This window comes from Rubrivirga sp. SAORIC476, from assembly GCF_002283555.1.
In the GTDB taxonomy this organism is placed as follows: domain Bacteria; phylum Bacteroidota; class Rhodothermia; order Rhodothermales; family Rubricoccaceae; genus Rubrivirga.
This window is the reverse complement of record NZ_MVOI01000002.1, coordinates 338,038-363,386: the sequence shown is the minus strand read 5'-3', so window position 1 is coordinate 363,386 and position 25,349 is coordinate 338,038. Positions and strand designations below refer to the sequence as shown.

Here is a 25,349-nt window from a genome sequence, read left to right as displayed (position 1 = left end):
GCAGGGGAGGGGGTCGTCCAGCGGGATGCCGAGGTGGGGCATACGGATGGCGCGGCGCCGGTTGCAGGGGGCGCAGGCCGCGTCAGTCCGCCATCGACTGGCGGCGGGTCTCCGCGAAGGCCTCCGAGGGACGCCATTGGGGGGCGAGGTCGCTCGCTGCGAGCGCGTAGCCAAGACGGAAGGCCACACGCGTCTGCTGGAGGATGCCGCCGAAAGAGAGGTCGTCGGTCAGCTCGTCGGACGGCTGGTGGTAGCGGTCGGCGCGGTAGGCGTCGCGCATCCGCTGGCCGTAGTCCGCGTCCTGGCCGACGAACCGGTCGCCGGTGTTGATGAATACGGCCGGGACGCCGCCGCGCGCGAAGGCGAGCTGGTCGGACCGGAAGAACAGCCCCTGGTTGGGCGCGGCGTCCGGCGAGACGGTCAGCCCCTCCGCCTCGGCCGTCGTGGCGAGGAGGCCGCGGAGGTCGCTCCGCTCCGAGCCGATGCCCACGATGTCCTCGGTGGGCCCGTAGAGGTTGCCGCTGTCGACGTTGACGTTGGCGACCATCTGGGACAGCGGGATGGGCGGGTTCTGGGCGAAGTACGCCGAGCCGAGCAGCCCGGCCTCCTCGGCCGTGAACGTGACGAAGTAGATGGTCCGCTCCATCTGGCCCGCTGCCGCGAACGCCTTCGCGATCTCGATCATCATCGCCACGCCGGAGGCGTTGTCGACGGCGCCGTTGTAGATGCCGTCCTGGCCCGCGGCCACCAGCTCGTCGTTGGTGCCGAGGTGGTCGTGGTGGGCGCCGAACACGACCCCCTCCGCCGAGCGGCCGGGCAGCTTGGCGACCACGTTCTGGCCGACGAGGTCGGCCGTCTGCTCGACCTCCATCGTCAGGTCGGCGACGACGGGCAGTTCGACCGGCGCGAAGTCGCGCTGTGCGGCCATCTCCATCCAGGCGTCGAGCGACGAGCCCGACATCTCGGCCAGCGCCTCGCCCGCGCGCCGCGAGATCCAGCCGCGGACCTCCAGGGCGCCCTCCGGCACGTCGGCGCCCGCGGGGTGCGCGCCGAACGCGTCGTCGGCGACGACGCCGAACGGGTAGCCGGCCATCTCCTCGGTGTGGACCAGCAGAATGCCCTTCGCGCCGCGGCGCCGGGCCTCCTCGTACTTGTACGTCCATCGGCCGTTGTAGGTCAGCGTGTCGGCCTGGAAGAGGGCGGGCTCCTCGGCCGTCGCAGGCGGGTCGTTGACGAAGGCGACCAGCACCTTGCCCGACACGTCGGTGTCGCCGAAGTCGTCCCAGTCGTAGCCGGGCGCGGTGATGCCGTAGCCGACGAAGACGAGGTCGGCGCCGTCGAGCGCGACGGAGGCCGCGTCGGTGTCGGTGCCGAGCGCGGCGTCCTCGACGAAGTCGAACGACGCGGGCTCGCCGACATCGGGGCGGAAGGTCAGCGGCGAGGCCTCGGTGACGCGGATGCTCCGTAGCGGCACGTCCTGCGTGAACGACCCGTCGGGCATGCCGCCCTCCAGCCCGGCGGCGCGGAACTGCTCGATGATGTAGTCGACCGCGAGCTGCTCGCCCGGCGTGCCCGTGCCGCGCCCGCCCATCGCGTCGTCGGCGAGGGCGGCGATGTGGGCGCGGAGAGCGACCGTGTCGATGGCCGCCAGGGCCGCCTCGGGCGGCGCCGGAGCGGTGCTGGCGTCGAACGGCGCTGCGGGCGCGTCGGCCGGAGCGTCGGCGTCGCCGCAGGCGACCAGGGCGAGGAGAGGGAGGACCAGGAGAAGTCGGCGCATCGGGGCGGGGGAGAGGCGGACCTCAAGTCTACGGCTCGGCCCGGCACCATCGCGTGGGATGCGAGTACGTCCGGCCCGCCTCTCCCTGCCCATGCCCTACTCGACTGACACCCGCACCCTCCAGCCCGGCGACACCTACGTCGCCATCCGCGGCGAGACCCACGACGGCCACGCCTTCGTCGCCGACGCCGTCGCGAAGGGCGCGACAGCGCTGATCGTCGAGGAGGCCGTCGATGTGCCGGAGACGGTCCAGGTCGAGGTGGTCGAGAGCAGCATCCAGGCGCTCGTCGAGCGGGCGTCGGCGCGGGTGCGCGAGGTCGGCTGTCCGGTCGTGGCCATCACCGGCTCGGTCGGCAAGACGACCGCGCGGGCCGCCGTCGTGTCGGTGCTCCAGCAGGCGCGGACGGTGAAGGGGTCGGAGGGCAACAAGAACACGCCACTCGGCCTCTCGCTGACGCTCCTCAACGCCGACCTGACGCCCGAGACGGTCCTCGTGCTCGAAATGGGCGCCCGCCTCCCCGGCGACATCGAGGAACTGTGCGACGCCTTCCCGCCGACCGTCGGCGTGGTCACGACTGTGCGGCCGGTGCACGTCGAGACGCTGGGCAGCATCGACGGCGTCGAGCGCGAGAAGTCCGAGATCGTCCGCGCGCTTCCTGAGGCGGGCACGGCGGTGCTCAACGGCGACGACCCGCGCGTGCGCCGCATGGCCGAGGTCACCGACGCCCGCGTGCTTCTCTACGGCACCACGCCCGACTGCGACGTGCGCCCGGACCACATCACGGCGATCCTCCCCATGCTCGGCGACCACGCGATGTCCACCGCGCTGCTGGCGACCGCCGTCGGCCGTGCGTTCGACATGGACGACGCTGCGATCACACGTGGGCTGGAGGCGATCCGCACCGAGGCCGGGCGCCTCCGGCGGCTCGCGGGCGTCGGCGGGAGCACGCTCATCGACGACACCTACAACGCCTCCCCGGACGCGGCGCTCTCGGCGCTGGGCGTGCTCGCGTCGCTGCCCGGCGCGCGGCGGACGGCCATCCTGGGTGACATGCTGGAGCTCGGGCCGTCGGAGGTGGACCAGCACCACCGCGTCCTCGCTGAGGCGCTCCAGGTCGCCGACCGCGTCTGGGCCGTCGGGTCGATCATGCACGACGCGGCCATGCGGGTGTCCGACGCGACACGACTCCGCCTCTTCGCCACCTCCCGCGACGCCGCCGAGGCGGTCCGGGCTGGCGACCTCGGCCTCGGGCCGGACGACGTGGTGCTCGTCAAGGGCAGCCAGGGCGCGCGGATGGAGCGCGTGTCGGAGGGGGTGCTTCACCCTGACCTCGACCCGGCCGCCGAACTCCCGCGCCAGTCGCCCCAGTGGAAGGCGATTCCATAGCCGGAGCGCGAAGGCACCTGCGCCCAGCTACAGCCGCCCGACCAGCGCCCGCGCGCGAAGCTCCCAGACCTTGCCCATCGCCTCGCGCACGATGCCGCTGCTCATCTTGCTCTCGCCCTCGCTGCGCTCGGTGAAGATGATCGGCACCTCGACGAGGGTGAAGCCGCGCCGCCACGCGCGGTAGTTCATCTCGATCTGGAACGAGTAGCCGTTCGACTTGACGCGGTCGAACGGGATGGCCTCCAGCACCTCGCGGCGGAAGCACTTGAAGCCCGCCGTCACGTCGCGGATGGGGAGCCGCGTGATAAGGCGCGTGTAGACGCCCGCCCCGTAGCTCAGCACGAGGCGCCCCAGCGGCCAGTTGAGCACCCGGAGCCCGTCCACGTAGCGGCTGCCGATGGCCACGTCGGCCCCCCGGCCCCCCTCTGCCTCGGGCGCGCAGGCAGCGATGAGACGCGGCAGGTCGTTCGGGTTGTGCGAGAAGTCGGCGTCCATCTCGCAGAGGCGCGAGAAGCCGAGGTCCAGGGCGACCCGGAAGCCATCGAGGTAGGCCGTGCCGAGGCCCAGCTTGCCCGCACGCCGGAGCAGCCCGACGCGGTCCGGGTGCTGCTGGCGGAGCGCGTCCACGAGGTCGCCGGTGCCATCGGGCGAGCCGTCGTCGACGACGAGGACGGCGAGGTCGCCGGGCAGGCCGAGGACCTGGCGCACGATCGCCTCGATGTTCGCCGTCTCGTTGTACGTCGGGACGACGACGACGGCGCCGCCGGGAGCAGGGGGGGAGAGGAAGATGTCGGCCACGGCGGGAAACTACAGGGGGAATGCGGCGGGGCGATGCCTGCGTTCCGTTGAGAGACGGCTGAGACGGCGGCGGGGTGCACTCGGCCGTGCGCCGAGGGACGGGGCGGCGGTAGCTTTTCGCCCCGGCGGATCCCCTACCCCCGTCGCCGGTACGTCTCCGCCCTCCCCGACCACCCCTTCCTCATGGCCGGTACGACCTCCACGAAGCAGGCTCCCGACGCCGACGCGACCTCCAACGGGTCCGCCAACGGCGCTGCGACCTTCACGCCCGACGTCCCGGACGTCACCATCTTCCGCAACTCGGGCCACACGCACGAGTCGCTGGGCCTGAGCGCGGACGACGTGCTGGCGATGTACCGCAACATGCTGCTGCAGCGCCGCTTCGAGGAGCGGGCCGCCCAGATGTACGGTCGCCAGAAGATCGCAGGCTTCCTGCACCTCTACATCGGTCAGGAGGCCGTTTCGACCGGCGCCGTCTGGGCGATGCGGGACACCGACCCCATCATCACGGCCTACCGCGACCACGGGCTCGCGCTCGCGCGTGGCATGAGCGCCGACTCCGGCATGGCCGAGCTGTTCGGCAAGATCGACGGCTGCTCGCGCGGCAAGGGTGGCTCGATGCACTTCTTCGACGTCAGCCGCCACTTCTACGGCGGCCACGGCATCGTCGGCGGGCAGATCCCGGTGGGCGTCGGGATGGGCTTCGCGTCCAAGTACAAGGAGGACGGCGGTTGCTCGATGACCTTCTTCGGGGACGGCGCCATCAACCAGGGGGCGTTCCACGAGGCGGCCAACCTCGCGGCGCTCTACGACGTGCCGGCGCTCATCATCGTCGAGAACAACGAGTACGCGATGGGCACCTCCGTGGAGCGCTCTCGCGGCGACGCGCAGCTCTACAAGCAGGGCTACCCGTACGGCATGAAGACGGCCGTCATCGACGGCATGGACCTGTTCGAGGTCTACGGCGCCTTCAAGCAGATCGGCGACGACGCGCGCGGCGAGACCGACGGCCAGACGAAGCCTTACTTCGTCGAGGTCCAGACGTACCGCTATCGGGGCCACTCGATGTCCGACCCCCAGAAGTACCGGACGAAGGAGGAGATGGAGGCCAAGAAGAACGAGGACCCCATCGTCCGCACGCGCCTCTACATCCTGAACCACGACCTGGCGACCGACGAGGCGCTGGAGGCGATCGATGAGGAGGTGAAGGCCGAGGTCATGGCGTCGGTCGAGTTCGCCGAGCAATCGCCGGTGCCGCCCGTCGAGACCATGTACGAGGACGTCTACGCGTCCGGGCACTTCCCGCCGACCGTCTAGTCCGTCCCATTCCCTGACTTCCCTCGCCTCGGCAGCGTCCGCGAGACGCCCGAGGCCGACGACCCCACCGACCGACACATGGCAGAGCTGCAATTCCGCGAGGCCCTTCGCGACGCGATGACCGAGGAGATGGTGCGCGACGAGAGCGTGTACCTGATCGGCGAGGAGGTGGCCGAGTACGACGGCGCCTACAAGGTGTCCCAGGGCATGCTCGACCAGTTCGGGCCCAAGCGGATCATCGACACGCCGATCTCGGAGGCGGGCTTCGCCGGTCTCAGCATCGGCGCGGCGCTGATGGGGCTCCGGCCGATCGTCGAGTTCATGACGTGGAACTTTACCTTCGTCTGCTTCGACCAGATCGTGTCGAACGCGGCCAAGGTGCGCTACATGTCGGGCGGCCAGTCCAAGGTGCCGATCGTGTTCCGCGGCGGCAACGGCGCGGCGGGCCAGCTCGGCGCGACGCACTCGAACTCGGTCGAGGCGCTCTACTCGAATGTCCCCGGCCTCAAGATCATCGCGCCCTCCAACCCGGACGACGCGAAGGGCCTGCTCAAGGCCGCCATCCGCGACGACGACCCGGTGCTGTTCCTGGAGTCCGAGCTGATGTTCGGGCTGCGTGGCGAGGTGTCGGACGCCGAGGACTACATCATCCCGATCGGCGAGGCGCGCATCGCCCGCGAGGGCGACGACGTGACCATCGTGGCTCACTCGAAGAGCTACTGGCTCGCGATGGAGGCGGCCGAGGAGTTGGCCAAGCAGGGCATCGAGGCGACGGTCATCGACCCGCGCACGATCCGCCCGTTCCCGGTCCAGGCCGTCGTCGACTCCGTCAAGAAGACCAACCGGCTCGTGATCGTGGACGAGAGCCAGCCGTTCGGGGGCATCGCGGCCGAGATCGGCTTCCAGATCCAGCGCGACTGCTTCCACTACCTCGACGCGCCCGTCGAGCGGGTCACCGCCAAGGACGTGCCAGCGCCGTACGCCAAGAACCTCATCGCCGCCTGGATGCCGTCCACCGAGGGCGTGATCGAGGCCGTCAAGAAGACGCTCTACCTGTAGAGAGCGGGGGGCAGGAGCCGACCGGCTCCCTGTCTGCGCCCCTCGCCTCGTGCCCCTTCCCCCCTTTGCCCTACCCCGATGGCGATTGCAGTTGAAATGCCCAAGATGAGCGACACGATGGAGGAGGGCGTCCTCGTGGCGTGGCTCGCCGAGGAGGGCGCCAGCGTGTCGGCGGGCGACGTGATCGCCCAGGTCGAGACCGACAAGGCCACCATGGACCTCGAGGTCTACGACGACGGCGTGCTGCTGAAGCGCGTCGTCGGCGAGGGCGACTCGGTGCCGATCGGTGCCCTGATCGCCGTCCTCGGGTCGGAAGGCGAGAGCCCGGATGCCATCCTCGGCCAGTACGGCGGCGACGGCGCCTCGAGCGCGTCGGAGGCCACCGACGTCGCGCCGGTCGACGCCCCCGAGGCCTCGGGCGATGGCGCGGCGACGGAAGTGCCGCCAGCGGCGCCCTCTACTGACGGCGGACGCGTCAAGGCGTCGCCCCTGGCGCGTCGGATGGCGGAGGAGGCGGGCCTCGACCTCGCCAGCATCGCAGGCTCAGGCCCCGACGGCCGCGTCGTCAAGCGCGACATCGAGGCGGCCCAGGCGGGCGGCACGAGTTCGGCACCCACCCCCGTCGAGGTGCCCGCGGCGGCGCCGACCCCCGCCCCCGTGCCTGCACCGTCGAGTGCGGTGGCGCCGGTCGCCGCGACCACGGACGCCAGTCAGGACCTCCGCATCACCCAGATGCGGAAGACCATCACGCGCCGCCTCGGCCAGTCCTTCCTGCTGCCGCACTTCTACCTCACGGTGGACGTGGACATGACGGCGGCCATCGCATTCCGCGCCGAGATCAACGCGCTGACGGAGAAGCAGGGGCTCGCCAAGGTCAGCTTCAACGACCTCGTCACGAAGGCCGCTGCCTCGGCGCTCGGTCGGCATCCCTACGTCAACGCGAGCTACCTGGAGGACGAGGGCGTCATTCGGCAGCACGCCGGCGTCCACGTCGCCATCGCAGTGGCCATGCCGGAGGGCCTCATCACGCCGGTCGTTCGCGACGCCGACCGCAAGGGGCTCGCAGCCATCGCCGCCGAGACGCGCGAACTGGCGGGCCGCGCCCGCGACGGCAAGCTGGACCCGTCCGAGTACGCGGGGTCGACGTTCACCACGTCCAACCTGGGCATGTTCGGGATCTCCGAGTTCACGGCCATCCTGAACCCGCCGAACGCCTGCATTCTCGCCATCGGCGGGATTCGCGACGAGCCCGTCGTGAAGGACGGCGCGGTGGTGCCGGGCAAGCGCATGGCGCTCACGCTGACCTGCGACCACCGGGTCGTGGACGGCGCGACCGGCGCCGCCTTCCTCGGCGACGTGCAGGCGATGCTGGAGAACCCGTCGCTCATGCTGGTCTGATGCGGGTACGGAGTCCGGGGTGCGAGGTACGCGTTCGTCCATGATGGAACCCGCATCCCGTACCCTCGCCCATCTCTCCGACATCCACTTCGGGAAGATCGCGGACGAGCGCGTGGTCGGCGCGCTGGTCGAGGAAGTGAACGCGGCCGCGGTCGACCTCGTCGTGGTGTCCGGAGACCTCACGCAGCGGGCGCGCCGGCACGAGTTCAGAGCGGCGCGGGCGATGCTGGACGCCTTCGAGCCCCCCGTGGTGGTGGTCCCTGGCAACCACGACGTGCGGGCGTGGTGGCATCACCCGGTCGACCGCCTCTGGCGGCCCTCCAAGCGGTTCCGCAAGTACATCGCCGACGACACGACGCCTGCGTTCGCCATCGACGGGCTGGCGGCGTTCGGGCTCAACTCGGCGCACGGGTGGACCATCAAGGGCGGACGGATCCGCTCTCGCCACGTCGCGGAGATGGAGGCGTTCTTCGCCGAGCAGCCTCCCGAGACGTTTCGCGTGCTGACGCTCCACCACCACTTGCTCCACCTCGACGCACTCGGGGACCACGACGTGTCACGCAACGCTCGCGCCGCGCTCGACGCGGCTCAGCGCGCGAACGTCGACCTCGTGCTGTGCGGCCACCTCCACCGCAGCCACGTCCAGTTGGTCGAACTGCCCGTCGAGGCGGGGGGGCGGACCGGCCTCGTGATCGCGAGCGCGGGCACGGCCACGTCGTCGCGCGGGCGAGGCTCCAACAAGGGCATCAACTTCTACAACCGCGTCGAGATCGAGGGGGCGGCGTTCACGGTGGCCGAGCGGCAGTTCGACCCCGCGTCGGGCGGGTTCGAGGAGGCCCGGCGGACGACGTTCGAGCGGAGCCTCTCGTAACGAGGCGGCGCCGCGCGCGTAGGTTCGCGCATCGCCGTGCCTGACCTCGCCCTCCCACCGCCCGACCTCGTGACCCCGGATCCGCCGGGGGAGGACACCGTCGTCTCCGACGCGGACCGGCTGGCGCACCAGCCGCCGACGACGTGCCTCAACTGCGGGGCCGTGCTGCCGGGCCAGTTCTGCCCCGACTGCGGGCAGCGCGACCAGCCGATCCGACAGCCCGCGCACGTCTTCATCGGCGAGTCGGTGTCGGAGTACTTCGGCCTCGACGGTCGGCTGTGGCGGTCGCTCGGGCTGCTCCTGTTTCGTCCCGGCGTCCTGACCGAGGCGTACCTCGACGGTCGGCGGACGCGCTACCTGCGCCCGCTGCGGCTCTACCTCACGGCGACGCTGCTGTTCTTCTTCCTCCTGTCGCTGCTGGACCCGCTCCAGGGAGGCACCCTGAGCATCACGCTGGACCCGGTTCGCGCGGACACGACGCTGACGGCTGCGGACCTGGCGGAGCGACTCGACGAGCGGGGGGACGTGTATGGCATCGAGCGCGACGCGGTGCTCTCGGCGGCTGTCCTCCTGCCGGGCCTCGGCCGTGGCGACTCGCTGCGGGCCCTGGCCGCCGACCTCGCCGAGGCCGATACGCTGTTTCAGGCCTGGGAGGATTCGCTGGACGCGTTCCCCGAGGACTCGCTCGTCGCAGTGTCCTCGCTCCCGGTCGCGGTCGCCTCCGCTCTGGCCGACACCGGCCGCGTGGAGGTGAGCACGGTCGGGCAGGGATTGATCCAGGGCATCGACGACAGCATCCCCGAGTGGGCGAAGGGCAGGCTCGCGCAGCGGCTCGAAGCGACCGAGTCGCCCACCGAGCGTCGGCTCCTGACGGCCCAGTACCAGCGAGCCGTCGTCCAGCAGGTGCCGACGGCGCTCTTCCTCGTCCTGCCGCTGTTCGCGCTCCTGCTCAAGCTGTTCTTCGTGGCGGGGGCCGGGACCGCGCCTCGGCACCGGCCTCGGCCGTCCCGGCCTGCGCCGGATGCCCCCTGGTGGCGACAGGCCGCCGCCCAGGTCGCGTTGGGGTGGTGGACGGTAGGACGCTGGCGGGAGGCGCGTCGCGTCCGCCGCCGGCGGAAGAAGCTGCGTCTGGCTCGACGGCGGCGCATCCGTGGAGCCGTGCGGCGGCTTCGGGGCGTGGTCTGGTCGCTCCCCGCGCTCCGGCCGTGGAGGGTTCGGAGGCTGCGGCAGCTTCGCGCGGCGGTCCGCAACGCCGGGAGCCCCTATTACAGCGAACACCTCGTGTTCGGGCTGCACGTCCACGCGTTCACGTTCCTGGTCGGCGCCGCGTTGCTCATCGTCACCCGCCTCGGAGGGGAGGGCAGTGCGTGGGTCTCCCAGATGCAGGTGGTGCTCGCCCTGTCGATCCCGACGTACTTCCTGTTCGCCCAGAAGCGGGTCTACCGGCAATCCTGGCCACGGACTGTGTTGAAGGCGACGGGCATCGCGATGATGTACACGGTGATCGTGAGCATCGGTACCCTGGTGGCCGCGGGCCTGGCGCTCCGGCTGAGCTAGCTGGCGAGTCGCCGCTCGGCCTCGGTGGGGGAGAGGACCGTCGCGCCCGCAGCCGTGGCGGCGGCTGCCAGCAGCCGGTCGGCGGTGACGAGAGGGGCGCCTGCAGAGAGCGCCAGCGCCGCGAGCGTCTGGTCGATGACGCCGTCCGCCCCCGATACGGGGCCGACGGCCAGCGGGGCCGCGACCTGTCCCGCCTCGGGGAAGAGAAGGGCGAGGTCCTGGTCTTCGAGCGGGGGGATCTGGCCGAGAATGCGCTTCGCCTCGGCGCGCGTCGCGTCGGTCCAGAGTGCGAGCAGGCGGCCGCCCCTCGTCGCCGCGACCAGCCGACCGGACGCAGAGTCCGGCCGGAAGCCCGCGGCGACGAGCACGTTCGTGTCGAGGACGACGCGCGGCGTGGCTATGCCGTCTCGCGCAGCGGCCCCGCGAGGCGGACGGCCTCGGAGACGTTCTCGCGGTACTTCTCGAAGTTGTCGGCGAACATCTCCGCCAGCTGGGCGGCCTTGGCGTCGTAGGCGGCCGAGTCGGCCCAGGTCTCGCGCGGGTGCAGGACGGCGTCCGGCACGCCCGCGATGGCGACCGGCACGGCGAGGCCGAAGACCGGCTCCGTCTGTGTCTCCACGTCGTCCAGTTCCCCGGCCAGCGCGGCGTTCACCATCCGGCGCGTGTAGGCGAGCTTCATCCGCTCGCCAGTGCCGTACGGTCCGCCGGTCCAGCCCGTGTTGACGAGGAAGACGCGGGCGCCGGTCTGCTCGATCCGCTCGCCGAGCATCTCGGCGTAGCGACTCGGCGGGAGCACCATGAATGGCTCGCCGAAGCAGGCCGAGAACGTCGCCTTGGGCTCGGTGACTCCGCGCTCGGTGCCCGCCACCTTGGCCGTGTAGCCGCTCAGGAAGTGATACTGCGCCTGGTCCGGCGTCAGGCGCGAGATGGGCGGCAGCACGCCGAAGGCGTCGGCGGTGAGGAAGACGACCGTCTCCGGGATTCCGCCCATGCCGCTCTCGCTGGCGTTCGGGATCTGGTCGATGGGGTAGGAGAGGCGTGTGTTCTCCGTGATCGTCGCGTCGTCGAAGTCGATGGTCCGGTCGGGCCGGAGGGCGACGTTCTCGGCGAGCGTGCCGAACTCCTGCGTGGTGGCGTAGATCTCGGGCTCGCCCTCGGGGCTGAGGCGGATGGCCTTGGCGTAGCAGCCGCCCTCGAAGTTGAAGACGCCCTCGTCGCTCCAGCCGTGCTCGTCGTCGCCGATGAGCACGCGGCTGGCGTCGGCCGAGAGGGTGGTCTTGCCGGTGCCGCTGAGGCCGAAGAAGACGGCCGCGTTGCCGCCGCCGACCGCCTCGTTCGCCGAGCAGTGCATGGGCAGCACGCCCTGGGACGGCAGGGAAAAGTTGAGGGCAGAAAAAATGGACTTCTTGATCTCGCCCGCGTAGTTCGTCCCGCCGATCAGGACGAGCCCGCGCCCGAGGTGGAGGAGGACGAACGTCGACGAGTTGAGCTCGTCGTTGACCTTTTCGGTCGCCTTGAAGTCGCAGAGGTCGAGCACGGTGTAGTCCGGCTCGAAGTCCTCCAGTTCCTCCAGCGTGGCCGGGCGGATGAACATGTTGTTGGCAAAGATCGAGTGCCACGCCTTCTCGGTGATCACGCGGACGCGGACGCGGTAGCGCGGGTCGGCCCCGGCGTAGCAGTCACGCACGAACACATCGCGACCCGTCGCATAGCGCGCCATCGCCCCGTGGAGGCGCTCGAAGGCGGTTTCGGAGATCGGCCGGTTGGTGGCGCCCCAGGCGACGGCGTCCTCGCTGGAGGGCTCGCGGACGATGAAGCGGTCGTTGGGGGACCGGCCCGTGTGGGGGTCGGTGCGGGTGGCCAGCGGGCCGCCGCTGGTCAGGCGGCCTTCGCCACGGCGGACGGACAGCTCGATGAGCCGGGCCGACGGGAGGTTGTAGTACACCGTCTGGGTCCGGTCGAGACCCAGCTCGGCGAGGTGGCGAAGGACGGGTTCCGGGGCATTCATGAATCGAGGAGTCAGGCGACAGGAAGCGCTTCCGGAAGTTGGACGCGGAGCGCGGCGCAGAGTTCGAAACTACGGGGTCTCCGCAGGCACCACGACCGGGCCGGGGGGCAACGCACGTTATCTTCGCCCCGTCCGTTCTGGTCCGACACCCGCATTTCTGAACCGCATGCCCCGTTTTTATTCCGCCGTCCTCCTGGCCGTGCTCTCCCTGTCCGCCTCGGCGGTCTCGGCCCAGGAGGGCGTCATCTTCCGTCCGGATGTCGCGACGTTCCGCTACACCGAGGATCAGGCGCTCGTGGAGTTGTACCTGTCGTTCCGTGCCGAGACGCTGCCGTTCGCCGCGGCGGCGGAGGGCTTCGAGGCCACGGTCCCGACGCATGTGGTCGTGCGCCCCGTCGCGCAGGCGGCGCCCTCGTCCGCTGAGGTCACGCCCGCCTTCGACCAGACGCTGCCCTTCGCCTACGCCCTCGCCGACACCGCGGCCCTGTCGTCCAGCCAGGTCTTCGTCGAGCAGCTCCGGATGGCCGTCGCGCCGGGCGAGTACGAGGTCGACGTGACGCTCCAGCCGGAGGGGCAGGCGGAGGTCAAGGCGCTGCTCAACCTGACCGTTCCGGACTACGCCGGAGCGGAGGGCACCTCCATCTCGGCGATCCAACTGGCGACGGCCATCCAGCCGTCCACCGACGCGACGAACCCGCTGACCAAGAGCGGGCTGATGATCCGCCCGAACCCGGACGCCTTCTATGGCGGCATCGGGGCGACGGTCAGCTACTACACCGAGGTGTACAGCCCGCCGTCCGACACGGACACCTACACGCTGGTCTCGTTCATCGCGGAAAGTGCCGGAGGCGCTGCGCTTCCGGCGCACGAGACGCGGCTGGCGCGCACAGCCCGACCCGTGGACGTGGTCGCGGGACAGATCGACGTGAGCACGTTGCCCAGCGGCATCTATCATCTCCGGCTGGTGGCCCTGAATGAGGCCAACGAAGCGGTCGCGGAGCAGACCAAGCGCTTCTTCGTCATCAACCCGGACGTGGAGCGGGCCCTCTCCGCGGCGGACATGATGTCCTACGAGGAGACACTGTACGCGGCCATGGGCGAGGAGGAACTGGACCTCAACATTCGCCACGCGCGGGTGATCGCGACGGCTCGCGAGGAGGCCCAGATCGCGGCGCTCGCCACCGACGAGGACCGCCGCCGCTTCCTGGTCTCGTTCTGGAGCTCTCGTGACCAGGACGAGCGCCCCAGCATCAACGATGCGCGGCAGACCTTCTATGGCCGGTTGCGGACCGTCATGGCCAACTACAGCGAGTTCGGCCAGGAGCCCTACGAAACCGACCGGGGCCGGATCTACCTCACCTACGGCCCGCCGTCGGAGATCGACCGGCGCCCGTTCGAGGCGGACCTGCTGCAGCACGAGATCTGGAGCTACGAGAACATCCCCGGCGAGGGCCGCTCGCTGTTCGTGTTCGTGGACCGCTACTCGTCGGACCGCTACGAGCTGCTGCACTCGAACGTGACCGGCGAGTCGTCGGTGTTGGACTGGCAGAACGAACTGCGCCGCTTCTAGGCGGCGCGTGCGCGGGCGCCCCCCGTCGGGCGCCCCGCCTCGGTGACGGCGCCGAGGCGGTCGCGCGGCGTCGCGGCCCTCTTCTCCCACGCTCTACGCGCGGCGGCCCCCGCGGCGACGGTAGCTTCGGGCTTCCCCCTGCGCCCCGTCATGACCGAGCCGTTCGTCCGCGTCCACGCCCTGCCCGAGTCCACCGGTGAGACCGTCACCGTGAACGGGTGGCTGTACAACGCCCGCGGCTCGAAGGGACTGATGTTCCTCGAACTGCGCGACGGCTCCGGCATCGTGCAGGTGGTGGTGAACGAGGAGCAGGTGGACGCTGCGTCGTGGGAGGCCGCGGCGTCGCTGACGCAGGAGAGCGCGTTCCGCGTCGTCGGCACCGTCCGGGCGGACGACCGGCAGCGGGGTGGGGTGGAGGTGCAGGCGACCTCCCTGGAGGTCATCGCGCTGGCCGAGCCTTACCCGATCACGCCCAAGGAGCACGGCGTCGAGTTCCTCATGGACCGCCGTCACCTGTGGCTGCGGAGCCAGCGCCAGTGGGCGGCCATGCGGATCCGCAACCGCATCATCATGGCCATCCACGCCTACTTCCAGGGCGAGGACTTCATCCAGATGGACGCCCCGATCCTGACCGGCAACGCGGTCGAGGGCACCTCGACGCTGTTCGAGCTGGACTACTTCGACGAGCCCGCCTACCTGACCCAGAGCGGCCAGCTCCACGGGGAGGCGATGGCGATGGCGCACGGCAAGATCTACACCTTCGGCCCGACCTTCCGGGCGGAGAAGTCGCGCACCCGGCGGCACCTGACGGAGTTCTGGATGATCGAGCCGGAGATGGCGTTCTACGACCTGTCCATGAACATGGAGGTGGCGGAGGAACTGCTGGTGGCGATCCTGACGGCGGTCCTGGCCGACTGCCGCGACGAACTGGCGGTCCTGGAGCGCGACACGGGCGCGCTGGAGGCAGCGGCGGGGGCTCCGTTCCCGCGCCTCAGCTACTCGGAGGCGGTGGAACTGCTGACGAGCGACCAGACCCAGCTGATGCTCGACGCCGAGCAGGAAGGGCTGGAGGACGAGCAGAAGGCCCTGGAAGACGAGCGCGACCGCAACCGCGGAGCCTACGGACAGGCCAAGAAGGGCGAGAAGCGGCGCATCGACGCCCGCGAGATCGAGATCAACGTCCGTCTCGACGAGATCGCGGAGGGGCTGCGCAACATCCCGACTTGGAAGGCCAGCGCGGCGGGCTTCGAGTGGGGCGCCGACTTCGGGGCGTCCGACGAGACGATCCTGACGAAGCACTTCCCGACGCCGGTCATCGTGCACCGCTACCCGGCGGCAGTGAAGGCGTTCTACATGAAGCGCGACCCCGAGGACGACCGGCTGGCGCTGGGCATGGACGTGCTCGCGCCGGAGGGCTACGGCGAGATCATCGGCGGGGGAGAACGCGCGACCGACCTCCAGTTCCTGAGGGATCAGGTGGAGGCGCACGGACTGCCGGAGAGCGCCTTCGACTGGTACTTCGACCTGCGCAAGTACGGCAGCGTGCCGCACGCGGGCTTCGGGCTGGGCCTGGAGCGAACCGTGGCGTGGGTCTGCGGCCTGTCGCACGTTCGCGAGACCGGGCCTTTCCCGCGGCTCCTCGGACGCCTCCACCCGTAGTGGCAGGGCCGCTCCCGACGATCCCGTACACCGTCGACCCGCTGACCGAGGCGGAGTCGCTGGAGCGGGCGGAGGCGTTCTTCGACGTGATGGACGCGCGGCGCTCGGTGCGCGAGTTCTCGGACCGGCCGGTGCCGCGGGCGCTGATCGAGCACGCCATCGCGACGGCGGGCACGGCGCCCAGCGGGGCCCACATGCAGCCGTGGACGTTCGTGGCCGTCTCGGACCCGGACCTGAAGCGCCGCATCCGGGAGGCGGCGGAGGCAGAGGAGCGGGCCAGCTACGGCGGGCGGATGTCGGACGAGTGGCTGGAGGCGCTCGCGCCGCTCGGCACCGACTGGCAGAAGCCGTTCCTGGAGACGGCGCCGTGGCTCGTGGTGCTGTTCGCGCAGCGGACCGGCGTGACGGCAGACGGCACGAAGCGGAAGCACTACTACGTGCAGGAGAGCTGCGGCATCGCGGCGGGGCTGTTCATCGCATCGCTCCACCGGGCTGGGCTGGCGACGCTGACGCACACGCCGTCGCCGATGCGGTTTCTCTCGGAGGTGCTGGAACGCCCGGCGAACGAGGCGCCGTTCATCCTCTTCCCGGTGGGCTACCCGGCGGAGGGGGCGAGGGTGCCGGACCTCCAGCGGAAGCCGCTCTCGGAGGTGGTGATCTGGCGCTGAGGCGCGAGGGGGCCGCTCGCGTCGAGCGCGCAGACTCGGTTCTGGAGGGCGCCGGCCGGGGTGAAGACCTCGCCACCCCATGCCGACGATGGGCTCCTGCATCCTCGGGCGCCGCAGTCTCCGGCGGCGTCCATAGCTTCGCGGCACCCCTTCCTCTGCCTGTCGCGGCCGAACGTCCGACAGATGCCTCTGGACTACGCCATGCCCGACGTCAATCCAGAAACGACGAGATCCTTTGCCTCACCCGAAGCCCTCCGCGAGTGGCTGACGGCGAACCACGCGACGGAATCCGAGCTCTGGGTGAAGGTGTTCAAAAAGAAGTCGGGACTCCCGAGCGTCGGCTGGGACGACATCGTGGCCGAGACGCTGTGCTGGGGCTGGATCGACGGCATCAAGAAGTCGCTCGACGACCAGGCCTACCTCCAGCGGATCACGCCCAGGACGGCGCGGAGCATCTGGTCGAAGCGCAACACCGAGCACGTGGCGCGCCTGATCCGCGAGGGCCGCATGGAGGAGCCGGGCCTCGCGCAGGTGCGTGCGGCGAAGGCGGACGGCCGATGGGAGAACGCGTACCCCCCGCCGAGTGAGATGGAGGTCCCGGCAGACTTCGTGGCTGCGCTGGAGAGTCGGCCAGTTGCGAAGCGGTTCTTCCAGACCCTGAACAAGTCGAGCCGGTACGTCATCGCATCCGGGTTGATGACGGCGAAGAAGCCCGAAACCCGGCGACGGCGGTTCGAGACGTTCCTCGACAGGTTGAGCCGAGAAGAGAAGCCGTGACGAGGGGCCGATCGGAGCGCCTGGCCCCCAATGTGGGCCTCACGTGGGGGGCAGGACGGGCGCCACATGGGGGGATGAAACGGGCCGACGGCATGGTCCCCCGGCGCTCCGCTCACGCGAGGTCGTCGGGGCCAACGCGCACGACCAGCTTGCCGAAGTTCTGGCCCTCCAGCATGCCGATCAGGCCCTCGGCCGCGTGCTCCAGGCCGTCGACCACGTCTTCGCGGTAGTGCAGCTTGCCGTCGGCGACCCAGGGGCCGACCGTCTTCAGGAACTCGCCGTACCGGTCGCCATAGTCGTCGAAGACGATGAAGCCCTGCATGCGGATGCTCTTCTTGAGCAGCGTGCCCGTCAGGACCGACATGCGGTCTGGGCCGGGAGGGAGTTCGGTGGCGTTGTACGTGGCGATCAGGCCGCAGAGCGGGATGCGCGCCCGGGTGTTCAGGAGAGGGAGGACGGCGTCGAAGACCTTACCGCCGACGTTCTCGAAGTACACGTCGATCCCATCCGGGCAGGCATCCGCGAGGCGTCCGGGGAGGTCGTCCTGGCGGTGGTCGATGCAGGCGTCGAAGCCCAGCGTGTCCACGACGTAGTCACACTTCTCCGTGCCGCCCGCGATGCCGACCACGCGACAGCCCAGCAGCTTGGCGACCTGGCCGACGACGGAGCCGACCGCGCCGGAGGCCGCGGCGACGACCACGGTCTCGCCGGCCTTGGGCTGGCCGATGTCGGTCAGGCCCATGTAGGCGGTGAAGCCGGGCATGCCGAGGATGCCGAGCGCCCAGGAGGGCTGCATGCGGGTCGGGTCGAGCGCCGTGAGGCCCTGGCCGTCGGAGAGCGCATAGTCCTGCCAGCCGGTGTAGCCGAGGACCCAGTCCCCGGCGGCGTAGTCCGGGTGACGGGAGATCTCCACGCGGCAGACCGTGCCGCCGACCATCAGGCCGCCGACCGCGACGGGCGCGGCGTACGACGGTGCGTCGCTGATGCGGCCGCGCATGTACGGGTCGAGCGACAGGTAAACGGTGCGCAGCAGAAGCTGGCCCTCGGCGGGCTCCGGCACCGGGTCGTGTTCGAGGCGGAAGGTGTCCGGGGTGGGGGCTCCCTCGGGGCGCGCGGCGAGGACGACGCGTCGGTTCGTGTCTGGAGTCTGGGGCATGGTGGGATCGGTGTGGGTGCGCGCGCGGACGGTCGGGTGCCGTGGGGCGTTCCAACCGGAGCGGCGACACGCGGCCTCTTCCCGAAGCCTGAGTCGCACCTTCGCCGGGCCGTCTCTCAGCGGTCGTCTTCTGGGCTCCGGGTGCGATCGCGGTATCCTCGGGTATCCCCGCACCGAGTCGCCTACTCCAGGCGGCGGAGTCTCCGTCTCATGTCACGCACTCCCTTCTCACGTCTCCGGCACGCCTGGTTGCGCCTCGCAGAGAGGAACGTGGAGCGGCTGGAGGAGCAGGGCGTTCTGAAGGACGGGAAGCCCAATCCCGAGTACGCCAACGCGGGCATGCTGAACCTGGCCTACGTCGTGGGGCTCGGGGGCCTCCTGTACGTCGGGGCGGGCATCCACCTCCTCGCGATGTGTCTGCTGCTCAGCCTGGGCCTCGGCGTCGCGACGGTGTTCGTGTGGAGGTCGGGGGCGGTCCCGCCGTTCTTTTTCGGCCGCGGGTGGCGGACGGTCCGATACGCCGAGGCCCCCACGCTCTTCTGGCTCAACCTGAGCACGCTGGTCGTCGGGTTCGGCGTGTCGGCCGTGGTCACGGTGTGGGTCGTCGCCAGCGCCGCGGCTAGGTAGCGGAGGGGGCGCTGCGAGGTGACGCAAAAAAACGAGCGCCCGACGGTTTCCCATTGGGCGCTCGCGAAAGGAGGCGGCCGTCTTACGGGACGGCCGTCTCGGACTAGGTCGTGGCGCGGACGCGGCGGACGCCGTGCGCAGCCACACCCGCCATGCCACCGCGGACGGTGAACTCGACCGCGTCGCCGTGGGCGAACTGGCGGTCCTGGGCGTGGCGCACCGAGAACGGGATGCCCGATTCGGCGTGGTGATGGCGGACGAAGCCCGTGCCGCGGCGCGGGTCGAAGTGGGTGATCGTACCCTTGGTCATAAGAGGCTCGCCGGACAGGACCGGCGGTTCGTTGTGGATGGCCAGCAAGGAACGGATCAATCGGCCGTGGGTGACGGTGGGTTGAGGGAGGCCCGGCAAAGGCTCTGCACGGGCTCGGCAAAGGCCGCGCGCGGGTCCGGAGAAGGCCGGCATGGGTTGAGTAGGGGCGCGAGGTCGCCGATACCGGGGGGGAACCGTCGCCTGACCCGTGCCCGTCGCTGCCCCGCCGCCTGCCCCTGCCCGCCTCGGTGAGTCTGCCGAGGCGGACGTCCCTGACGTGGGCGCCGCGCTCCACAAGCTGGTCGCGGAGTGGCTGCCGTTCCGGCGCGGGCTAACGGGCGCCGGGCTCCGCGAACAACTCCTCGCCATCAGCGAGCGGGTGCCGATGCGGATCTCGGAGGTCCCCAGTGGCACGAAGGTGCTCGACTGGACGGTCCCCAAGGAGTGGCGCGTCCGCGAGGCATACCTGGCCCGCGAGGACGGGACGCGGATCGTGGACTGGGCGGACAGCCCGCTCCACCTCGTCCAGTACAGCGTCGCCGTGCGCGACACGATGCCGCTCTGGGCGCTCCGGGCGCACCTCCACACGCTGCCCGAGCAGCCCTCGCTCGTCCCGTACCGCACGTCTTACTACGCGCCGACGTGGGGCTTCTGCCTGACGCACGACGCGCTCGACGCGCTGGCGGCCGAGATCGGAGAGGGGGGCGAGGTCCGGGTCGTGATCGACGCCGAGCATGTGGACGGGAGCCTGACGATGGGGGAGGTGGTGATCGAGGGCGAGACGAGCGACGAGATCCTGTTTTCGGCCCACGCCTGCCACCCGGCGCTCGCCAACGACAACACGGCCTCGCTGGCCGTCGCCACGATGCTCGCCCGCCGCCTGCTGAACGGCCCGAAGCGGCGCCACACGATCCGGTTCCTGTTCGCGCCCGGCACGCTGGGCGCCATCACGTGGCTCGACCGCCACCACGCCGACCTCGGGCGGATCCGCCACGGCTTGGTGCTCGCCAACCTGGGCGACGCGGGTGGTTTCACGTACAAGCAGACGCGCGCCGGGACGCTCGGCGCTCCGCTGGCCGTCGACCGCGCCGTGGCCGTCGCGATGCGCGATCTCGGCCGCGACGTGGACGTGCGGCCGTTCGAGCCGACCGGCTACGACGAGCGCCAGTTCGGGAGTCCCGGCTTCGACCTCCCCGTCGGCCGCTTGACGCGGACGCCGCACGGCGAGTACCCCGAGTACCACACCTCCGGCGACGACCTCGGCCTCGTCCGCCCCGAGGCGCTCGCGGCCTCGCTGTCTGCCCTCGAAGCCGTCGTCGACGTGCTCGACGGCGACCGCCGTTACCGCAACACGCAGCCCTACGGCGAGCCGCAACTGGGCCGACGTGGCCTCTACGCCAGCCTCGGCGGTCTCCCCGAGGGCCCTGCCGCCCAGCAGGCCGCGCTCTGGGTCCTCAACCTGTCCGACGGCACGCGCTCGCTCCTGGATGTGGCCGAGCGGAGCGCCCTGCCGTTTTCCACCGTCCGCGCCGCCGCCGACCGTCTGGCCGAGGCGGGCCTGCTCGTCGCCGCCTGAGCCCATGTCGCCTCTCGACCCCTACTTCGACCGCTTCGCCACCAGCCGCGCCCACCAGGCCCGCGCGCATCGACTGATTCCGGGCGGCGCGCACACGTATGCCAAGGGCGACGACCAGATGCCCGAGTGGATGCCTGTCGTGGTCGACCGCGGCGAGGGGGCGCATGTCTGGGACCTCGACGGCAACCGATTCATCGAGTACGGCCAGGGGCTGCGGGCGGTCACGCTGGGCCACGCCGAGCCGCGCGTCGTCGCGGCGGCGGTCCGGCAGATGGAGCGAGGCACCAACTTCTCCCGTCCGGCACGCGTGGAGCTGGAGGCTGCCGAGGCGTTCCTCGACCTCGTCGGCGCCGAGTGCGTCAAGTTCTGCAAGGACGGCTCGTCGGCGACGACGGCGGCCGTCAAGGTGGCCCGCGCCGCGACCGGCCGCGATACCGTCGCGATGTGCGGCGACCACCCGTTCCTGTCCCAGGACGACTGGTTCATCGGCACGACGCCGATGGACGCGGGCATCCCGCAGGCCGTCAAGGACCTGACGGTGGCGTTCCCGTACGGCGACCTCGGTGCGCTGGTGGACGTGCTCGACGCGCACCGGCCCGCGTGCGTCATCATGGAGGCGGTCCGCGACGAGAGCGACCCGACGGACTACCTCCGCGCCTGCATCGCCGCGTGCCGCGAGCGGGGCGTGGTGTTCGTGCTGGACGAGATGATCACCGGCTTCCGGTGGTCGGCCCGCGGCGCCCAGGGCCTGTTCGGCCTCGACCCCGACCTGTCGACGTTCGGCAAGGCGCTCGCCAACGGCCACTCGGTCAGCGCCCTCGCCGGGCGCCGGGACCTGATGGCGGCGGGCGGGCTCGACACGGACGCCGACCGCGTCTTCCTGCTCTCCAGTACGCACGGCGCCGAGACGCACGGACTGGCCGCGGCAGTCGAGACGATGCGGATCGCTCGCGCCGAAGACGTCGAGGGCCAGCTCATGCGCCAGGGCGCGCGACTGCGAGAGGGCGTCGCCGAGGTCGTCCGCCAGTCGGGCGCGGAGGGCTTCGTGGGAACGGCCGGCCGGGACTGCAACCTCGTGTTCTATACCCGAGACCCCGATGGCGCGGCGTCCCAGCCCTACCGGACCCTCTTCCTCCAAGAGCTGACGCGCCGTGGCGTCCTCGCGCCGTCGTTCGTGATCACGACGGCCCACACGGACCCGGTGATCGACGAGACCGTCGAGGCGGTCGCGGGCGCGCTGGCGGTCTACGTCCGCGCCCTCGACGCGGGCACCACGGACGGCTTCCTGCTCGGCCGACCGGTTCAGCCTGTGTTCCGGAAGAAAGCCGGGACGGTTTGGACCTCTGTATCGCGATCCGGCGGCGACGGCGCCGTTTCTGCACATCCGCGCATCCGCGCGACCCCCCAAGACTCATGAAAGTCGTCCTGTTCTGTGGAGGAGAAGGCATGCGCATCAAGGAGCACTCGGGCCCGGTCCCGAAGCCCATGGTGTGCGTCGGCTACCGGCCGATCCTCTGGCACCTGATGAAGTACTACGCCCACTACGGCCACAAGGACTTCATCCTCTGCCTCGGCCACGGCGCCGATCACATCAAGCGCTACTTCGTCGACTACGACGAGACCGTCTCCAACGACTTCGTCCTCACAGGCGGGACGTCGGTGGAGTTGCTCAAGAGCGACATCCACGACTGGCGGATCACGTTCGTCGACACCGGCCTGAAGGCCTGCGTGGGGGAGCGACTGCTGGCCGTCCGCGAGTTCCTCGGCGACGACGAGTGGTTCCTGGCCAACTACGCCGACGGCGTGACCGATGCGCCCCTGGACGACATGATCCAGTTCGCGCAGCAGAGCGACCGGGCGGCGACATTCCTCGGCGTCCAGCCGAACTACACGAGCCACGTCATCGAGACAAACGACTCGGGCGCCGTCACGATGGTCCGCCACGTGACCGAGGTGGGCCTCCGCATCAACGGGGGCTTTTTCGTGATGAACCAGCGCTTCTTCGACTACATCGAGCCCGGCGAGGACATCCTGGGGCCGCCCTCGCACCGCATGGCGGCCGTCGGCCAGCTCGGGTCGTACGACTACGGCGGCTTCTGGGCGTGCATGGACACGTTCAAGGAGAAGACCATGCTGGAGGACATCTACAACGAGGGCCACGCGCCCTGGGAGGTCTGGGGCGCCCACCGGGCCATGGGCGACGGCGTGGCGCCGGGCGCGTCCTCGGCGCCGCCCGTCCTCGGCGATGGCGCCGACCAGCGGCCCGTGCTCCGGAAGGTGTAGTGTTCGCTCTCGACCCTGCCCTCGGGCGTGCCGAGCCGCTGCGCGTGGTCTGCCTCGGCGCCCACGCCGACGACATCGAGATCGGGGCCGGAGGGACGCTGCTGCGCCTGCTCGCTGAGCGGCCGCGCACCGAGGTCACCCACGTCGTCTTCTCCGGCTCGGCCGACCGCGCCGCCGAGGCCCGCGCCGCCGCGGACGCGTTGCTGGCCGACGCCGCTCGCGCCGACGTCCACCTGCTGTCGCACCGCGACGGCTTCTTCCCGTTCGAGGCGAGCGACATCAAGGCCTTTGCGCGGGAGACGCTCGAATCCGTCCGCCCCCACCTCGTGCTGACGCACCGCCGCGACGACGCCCACCAGGACCACCGGGTGATCGCGGACCTCGCGTGGCAGACGTTCCGTGGCGCGGCGATCGCGGCGTACGAGATCCCGAAGTGGGACGGCGACCTCGACCGGCCCAACGCCTACGTCCGCCTCGACGCGGCCGTGCTGGACCACAAGCTGGCGATCCTCGACGCCCACTTCCCCAGCCAGGCCACGAAGGGCTGGTACGACGCCGAGACGTTCCGTGGCCTCGCGCGCCTTCGCGGCGTCGAGGCCGGGGCGCGCTACGCCGAGGCGTTCCACTGCACCAAGCTGGTCTGGTGACGCCCGCCGACCCCGGCGCCTCGGCGGCCCTCACGGCGTCCTGGATGGCCCTCGCGGCCTCCGGCCTCGTGCTCGTCGCCTCCTGGCTGACGCTCGCGCTCTCCGGTTGCCACGACGATCCCCCCCGTCCGCTCACCGAGGCGGCCTGGGACGACCTGGAGCCGAGCGACGTGTGCGGATCGGACGCCGACTGCTCCGATCCGCTGGCGGCCTTCGCGGCCCCAGGAAGATCTACCTACGTCGTGGCGGGTGCCGACCCCTCGGCGAGTGACCGCAACCCCGGCACGGCCGAACGGCCCTGGCGGACGATCTCCCGCGCAGCTCGTGCAGGCGCTCTCCGGCCCGGCGACGCCGTGCTGATCCGCGCGGGCGTCTATCGGGAGTCGGTTCGCCCTGCGTCTGGGGGGACCGGCCCCGACGCGCGCGTCACGTTCGCCGCCTATCCCGGCGACACGGTCGTCATCACCGGTGCGGACCCGGCCGACGGCGGCTGGGAGCGCCAGCGCGACGGCGCGTGGCGGCGGCCCTGGACGGGCGGGCAGATGCTCACCTACTCCGACGACCCGACCTTCCGCCTCGAGCAGGTCGTCGCCGCAGGGCGCGTGCTGCGGCCCGTCGGCCAGCGCGCCGACCTCGCGCCAGGGCGGTTCTGGCGCGAGGGCCCGGACGCCCAGCCGACCGCCCTCGTGGCCCGCTTTCGCGACGACCAGGCCCCCGGCCTCGGTGGCGGCGTGGAGGTGGGCATGCGGCGTGTGCTGTTCTCCCCCGTCGGCAGCGACCCCTACGCCGAGTGCGGCGATCCGTCCACGCCCGGCTGGTTCCGGGTCGTCGGCCTGACGTTCCGGTACGCGACGAACCGCGCCCAGGAAGGGGCCGTGTGCGCCGGACGCGAGGGCGGGCTGGTCGAAGACGTCCGCGTGGAGTGGACGAACGGGCTGGGCATCGACGCGTCGGGGCGGGGCCACACCTTCCGGCAGACGCGCGCCGACCTGAACGGCCAGATGGGCTGGGGCGGCGGCTGCCAGGGCTGCCTGTTCGAGGACAACGCCGCGGTCGGGAACAACTGGAAGGGGCACGATCCCTACTGGGAGGCGGGAGGAGGGAAGTGGGTGGGCACCACCGACTCGGTCATCCGCCGCCACTACGCGGCCCACAACGGTGGCCCCGGCATCTGGCTCGACGGCGGCAATCACCGCAACACCATCGAGGGGTGCTTGCTGGTGGGCAACGCGAGCGCGGGCATCATGCTCGAACTGAACACGACCGAGACGCTCGTTCAGCACAACGTCGCCGCCGCGACGCGCTGGCTGCGCTGGACCGGGACGGGCATTCTCTCGCAGGCGGCGAGCCGCAACGCCTACGTCCACAACACCGTCGAGGCGAACGAGGGCAGTGGCGTCTGGCTTCGCCTCGACCCCGACCGTCGCGCGCCCGACGGTGCCAACGTGGTGGCCAACAACTGGATCGCGGGGAACGTGACCGGAGAGCATGAGGCGCGCGAGATGTCAATCGCCGGGACGAGCCCCGCGCACGTCCGCACGACGCGGTTCGCGGGCAACGCCTACGGCCGCCGCGGCCGCGACCTCTACCAGTCGACCTTCTACCTGGCGCCCGTCCCCGACCTGGAGGCCGACTTCCGAAGCGACGACCTCGCCATGTGGCAGCGCCTCGTCGGCGGCGACCGGACGGCGCGGCTCGTGAACCCGGGCGACCGCGTCCCCGCAGGCCCCGTCGACCCGGTCGATGCCGGGGCGCCCGGCACGCGAGTGATTCCTTCCGCTCAGGTGGGGGCCGATCTCGCTCGGGTGCGTGCGCGAGGGGACTGGTCCGGAGCCCCCGCAGCGCCCTGGTGGCCCCGTTAAGCTGGGCAGGCGGTGACGTTTCGATCTGCTGAGCCCGTGGTA

21 protein-coding genes and 1 pseudogene are annotated in these 25,349 nt (G+C 71.0%); 16 read left to right on the top strand and 6 right to left on the bottom strand.

Annotated elements, in window-relative coordinates; translation table 11 throughout:
• Positions 1 to 82 precede the first annotated feature (82 nt).
• A complete protein-coding gene (locus B1759_RS01700; RefSeq protein ID WP_143537230.1) occupies positions 83 to 1,777 on the bottom strand; it encodes a M20/M25/M40 family metallo-hydrolase in 1,695 nt (564 codons plus the stop codon).
• 91 nt (positions 1,778 to 1,868) lie between these two features.
• Between B1759_RS01700 and murF the strand changes: the two genes are divergently transcribed.
• Positions 1,869 to 3,164, top strand: coding sequence for a UDP-N-acetylmuramoyl-tripeptide--D-alanyl-D-alanine ligase (gene murF / locus B1759_RS01695; protein WP_158225062.1), 1,296 nt, complete (start codon positions 1,869 to 1,871; stop codon positions 3,162 to 3,164).
• A gap of 27 nt (positions 3,165 to 3,191) precedes the next feature.
• Here murF and B1759_RS01690 read toward each other — a convergent pair whose 3' ends face one another.
• The gene (locus B1759_RS01690) at positions 3,192 to 3,962 is read right to left on the bottom strand and encodes a polyprenol monophosphomannose synthase (RefSeq protein WP_095513296.1); all 771 of its coding nucleotides are present in this window, start codon (positions 3,960 to 3,962) and stop codon (positions 3,192 to 3,194) included.
• A 183-nt stretch (positions 3,963 to 4,145) separates the two neighbouring features.
• Between B1759_RS01690 and pdhA the strand changes: the two genes are divergently transcribed.
• The 5 genes and pseudogenes from pdhA (at position 4,146) to B1759_RS01665 (ending at position 10,164) form a co-directional block, all read left to right on the top strand.
• Positions 4,146 to 5,279, top strand: a complete 1,134-nt coding sequence (gene pdhA, locus B1759_RS01685; protein ID WP_095513295.1) for a pyruvate dehydrogenase (acetyl-transferring) E1 component subunit alpha — start codon at positions 4,146 to 4,148, stop codon at positions 5,277 to 5,279.
• 57 nt (positions 5,280 to 5,336) lie between these two features.
• A pseudogene (locus B1759_RS01680) lies at positions 5,337 to 6,338 on the top strand (pyruvate dehydrogenase complex E1 component subunit beta); the annotation flags it as partial.
• Positions 6,339 to 6,416: 78 nt separating this feature from the next.
• Entirely contained in the window at positions 6,417 to 7,736 is a 1,320-nt protein-coding gene (locus B1759_RS01675) for a dihydrolipoamide acetyltransferase family protein (protein WP_095513293.1), read from the top strand.
• Between the two features lie 40 nt (positions 7,737 to 7,776).
• A complete protein-coding gene (locus B1759_RS01670) occupies positions 7,777 to 8,607 on the top strand; it encodes a metallophosphoesterase (protein ID WP_233134377.1) in 831 nt (276 codons plus the stop codon).
• 36 nt (positions 8,608 to 8,643) lie between these two features.
• Positions 8,644 to 10,164, top strand: coding sequence for a DUF3667 domain-containing protein (locus B1759_RS01665; protein WP_158225061.1), 1,521 nt, complete (start codon positions 8,644 to 8,646; stop codon positions 10,162 to 10,164).
• Here B1759_RS01665 and B1759_RS01660 read toward each other — a convergent pair.
• Both B1759_RS01660 and pckA read right to left on the bottom strand, forming a co-directional pair.
• Positions 10,161 to 10,532, bottom strand: coding sequence for a hypothetical protein (locus tag B1759_RS01660; protein ID WP_095513291.1), 372 nt, complete (start codon positions 10,530 to 10,532; stop codon positions 10,161 to 10,163). The genes B1759_RS01665 and B1759_RS01660 overlap by 4 nt on opposite strands.
• Before the next feature lie 29 nt (positions 10,533 to 10,561).
• Complete coding sequence (pckA, locus tag B1759_RS01655) at positions 10,562 to 12,172, bottom strand: phosphoenolpyruvate carboxykinase (ATP) (RefSeq protein WP_095513290.1); 1,611 nt, start codon at positions 12,170 to 12,172, stop codon at positions 10,562 to 10,564.
• Positions 12,173 to 12,338: 166 nt separating this feature from the next.
• On the opposite strand from pckA, the gene B1759_RS01650 reads away from it, so the two are divergent.
• The 4 genes from B1759_RS01650 (at position 12,339) to B1759_RS01635 (ending at position 16,846) form a co-directional block, all read left to right on the top strand.
• Positions 12,339 to 13,742, top strand: a complete 1,404-nt coding sequence (locus tag B1759_RS01650; protein ID WP_095513289.1) for a GWxTD domain-containing protein — start codon at positions 12,339 to 12,341, stop codon at positions 13,740 to 13,742.
• A gap of 150 nt (positions 13,743 to 13,892) precedes the next feature.
• A complete protein-coding gene (locus B1759_RS01645) occupies positions 13,893 to 15,401 on the top strand; it encodes an asparagine--tRNA ligase (RefSeq protein ID WP_095513288.1) in 1,509 nt (502 codons plus the stop codon).
• Positions 15,401 to 16,069, top strand: coding sequence for a nitroreductase family protein (locus tag B1759_RS01640; protein ID WP_198948713.1), 669 nt, complete (start codon positions 15,401 to 15,403; stop codon positions 16,067 to 16,069). Before B1759_RS01645 ends, B1759_RS01640 begins: the two co-directional genes overlap by 1 nt.
• 201 nt (positions 16,070 to 16,270) lie before the next feature.
• Positions 16,271 to 16,846: a YdeI family protein gene (locus B1759_RS01635; protein WP_095513333.1), complete on the top strand. Its 576-nt coding sequence runs from the start codon at positions 16,271 to 16,273 to the stop codon at positions 16,844 to 16,846.
• Positions 16,847 to 16,958: 112 nt separating this feature from the next.
• On the opposite strand, the gene B1759_RS01630 is transcribed toward B1759_RS01635, so the two are convergent.
• The gene (locus B1759_RS01630) at positions 16,959 to 18,002 is read right to left on the bottom strand and encodes an NADP-dependent oxidoreductase (RefSeq protein WP_095513287.1); all 1,044 of its coding nucleotides are present in this window, start codon (positions 18,000 to 18,002) and stop codon (positions 16,959 to 16,961) included.
• Between the two features lie 249 nt (positions 18,003 to 18,251).
• On the opposite strand from B1759_RS01630, the gene B1759_RS01625 reads away from it, so the two are divergent.
• On the top strand, positions 18,252 to 18,629 hold the full coding sequence (locus B1759_RS01625; protein ID WP_095513286.1) for a hypothetical protein: 378 nt from the start codon (positions 18,252 to 18,254) through the stop codon (positions 18,627 to 18,629).
• A 103-nt stretch (positions 18,630 to 18,732) separates the two neighbouring features.
• Here B1759_RS01625 and B1759_RS01620 read toward each other — a convergent pair whose 3' ends face one another.
• Entirely contained in the window at positions 18,733 to 18,999 is a 267-nt protein-coding gene (locus B1759_RS01620) for a hypothetical protein (RefSeq protein ID WP_143537229.1), read from the bottom strand.
• Between the two features lie 148 nt (positions 19,000 to 19,147).
• On the opposite strand from B1759_RS01620, the gene B1759_RS01615 reads away from it, so the two are divergent.
• Genes B1759_RS01615 through B1759_RS01595 form a run of 5 tightly spaced genes read left to right on the top strand, consistent with a single transcriptional unit; the run spans position 19,148 to position 25,307 of the window.
• Positions 19,148 to 20,515: a DUF4910 domain-containing protein gene (locus tag B1759_RS01615; RefSeq protein WP_095513284.1), complete on the top strand. Its 1,368-nt coding sequence runs from the start codon at positions 19,148 to 19,150 to the stop codon at positions 20,513 to 20,515.
• 4 nt (positions 20,516 to 20,519) lie between these two features.
• On the top strand, positions 20,520 to 21,932 hold the full coding sequence (locus B1759_RS01610) for a glutamate-1-semialdehyde 2,1-aminomutase (protein ID WP_095513283.1): 1,413 nt from the start codon (positions 20,520 to 20,522) through the stop codon (positions 21,930 to 21,932).
• Entirely contained in the window at positions 21,929 to 22,798 is an 870-nt protein-coding gene (locus B1759_RS01605; protein ID WP_198948711.1) for a hypothetical protein, read from the top strand. Before B1759_RS01610 ends, B1759_RS01605 begins: the two co-directional genes overlap by 4 nt.
• The gene (locus tag B1759_RS01600) at positions 22,798 to 23,445 is read left to right on the top strand and encodes a PIG-L deacetylase family protein (RefSeq protein ID WP_095513282.1); all 648 of its coding nucleotides are present in this window, start codon (positions 22,798 to 22,800) and stop codon (positions 23,443 to 23,445) included. Before B1759_RS01605 ends, B1759_RS01600 begins: the two co-directional genes overlap by 1 nt.
• Positions 23,442 to 25,307: a right-handed parallel beta-helix repeat-containing protein gene (locus B1759_RS01595; RefSeq protein WP_095513281.1), complete on the top strand. Its 1,866-nt coding sequence runs from the start codon at positions 23,442 to 23,444 to the stop codon at positions 25,305 to 25,307. Before B1759_RS01600 ends, B1759_RS01595 begins: the two co-directional genes overlap by 4 nt.
• Positions 25,308 to 25,349: the final 42 nt, after the last annotated feature.

Bases quoted from the DNA above. Each gene is read 5' to 3' on its own strand.
- B1759_RS01650 (WP_095513289.1), top strand. From the start codon at position 12,339: ATGCCCCGTTTTTATTCCGCCGTCCTCCTGGCCGTGCTCTCCCTGTCC.
- B1759_RS01610 (WP_095513283.1), top strand. From the start codon at position 20,520: ATGTCGCCTCTCGACCCCTACTTCGACCGCTTCGCCACCAGCCGCGCC.
- pdhA (WP_095513295.1), top strand. From the start codon at position 4,146: ATGGCCGGTACGACCTCCACGAAGCAGGCTCCCGACGCCGACGCGACC.
- murF (WP_158225062.1), top strand. From the start codon at position 1,869: ATGCCCTACTCGACTGACACCCGCACCCTCCAGCCCGGCGACACCTAC.
- pckA (WP_095513290.1), bottom strand. From the start codon at position 12,172: ATGAATGCCCCGGAACCCGTCCTTCGCCACCTCGCCGAGCTGGGTCTC.
- B1759_RS01605 (WP_198948711.1), top strand. From the start codon at position 21,929: ATGAAAGTCGTCCTGTTCTGTGGAGGAGAAGGCATGCGCATCAAGGAG.
- B1759_RS01670 (WP_233134377.1), top strand. From the start codon at position 7,777: ATGATGGAACCCGCATCCCGTACCCTCGCCCATCTCTCCGACATCCAC.
- B1759_RS01635 (WP_095513333.1), top strand. From the start codon at position 16,271: ATGCCCGACGTCAATCCAGAAACGACGAGATCCTTTGCCTCACCCGAA.
- B1759_RS01645 (WP_095513288.1), top strand. From the start codon at position 13,893: ATGACCGAGCCGTTCGTCCGCGTCCACGCCCTGCCCGAGTCCACCGGT.
- B1759_RS01700 (WP_143537230.1), bottom strand. From the start codon at position 1,777: ATGCGCCGACTTCTCCTGGTCCTCCCTCTCCTCGCCCTGGTCGCCTGC.
- B1759_RS01675 (WP_095513293.1), top strand. From the start codon at position 6,417: ATGGCGATTGCAGTTGAAATGCCCAAGATGAGCGACACGATGGAGGAG.
- B1759_RS01630 (WP_095513287.1), bottom strand. From the start codon at position 18,002: ATGCCCCAGACTCCAGACACGAACCGACGCGTCGTCCTCGCCGCGCGC.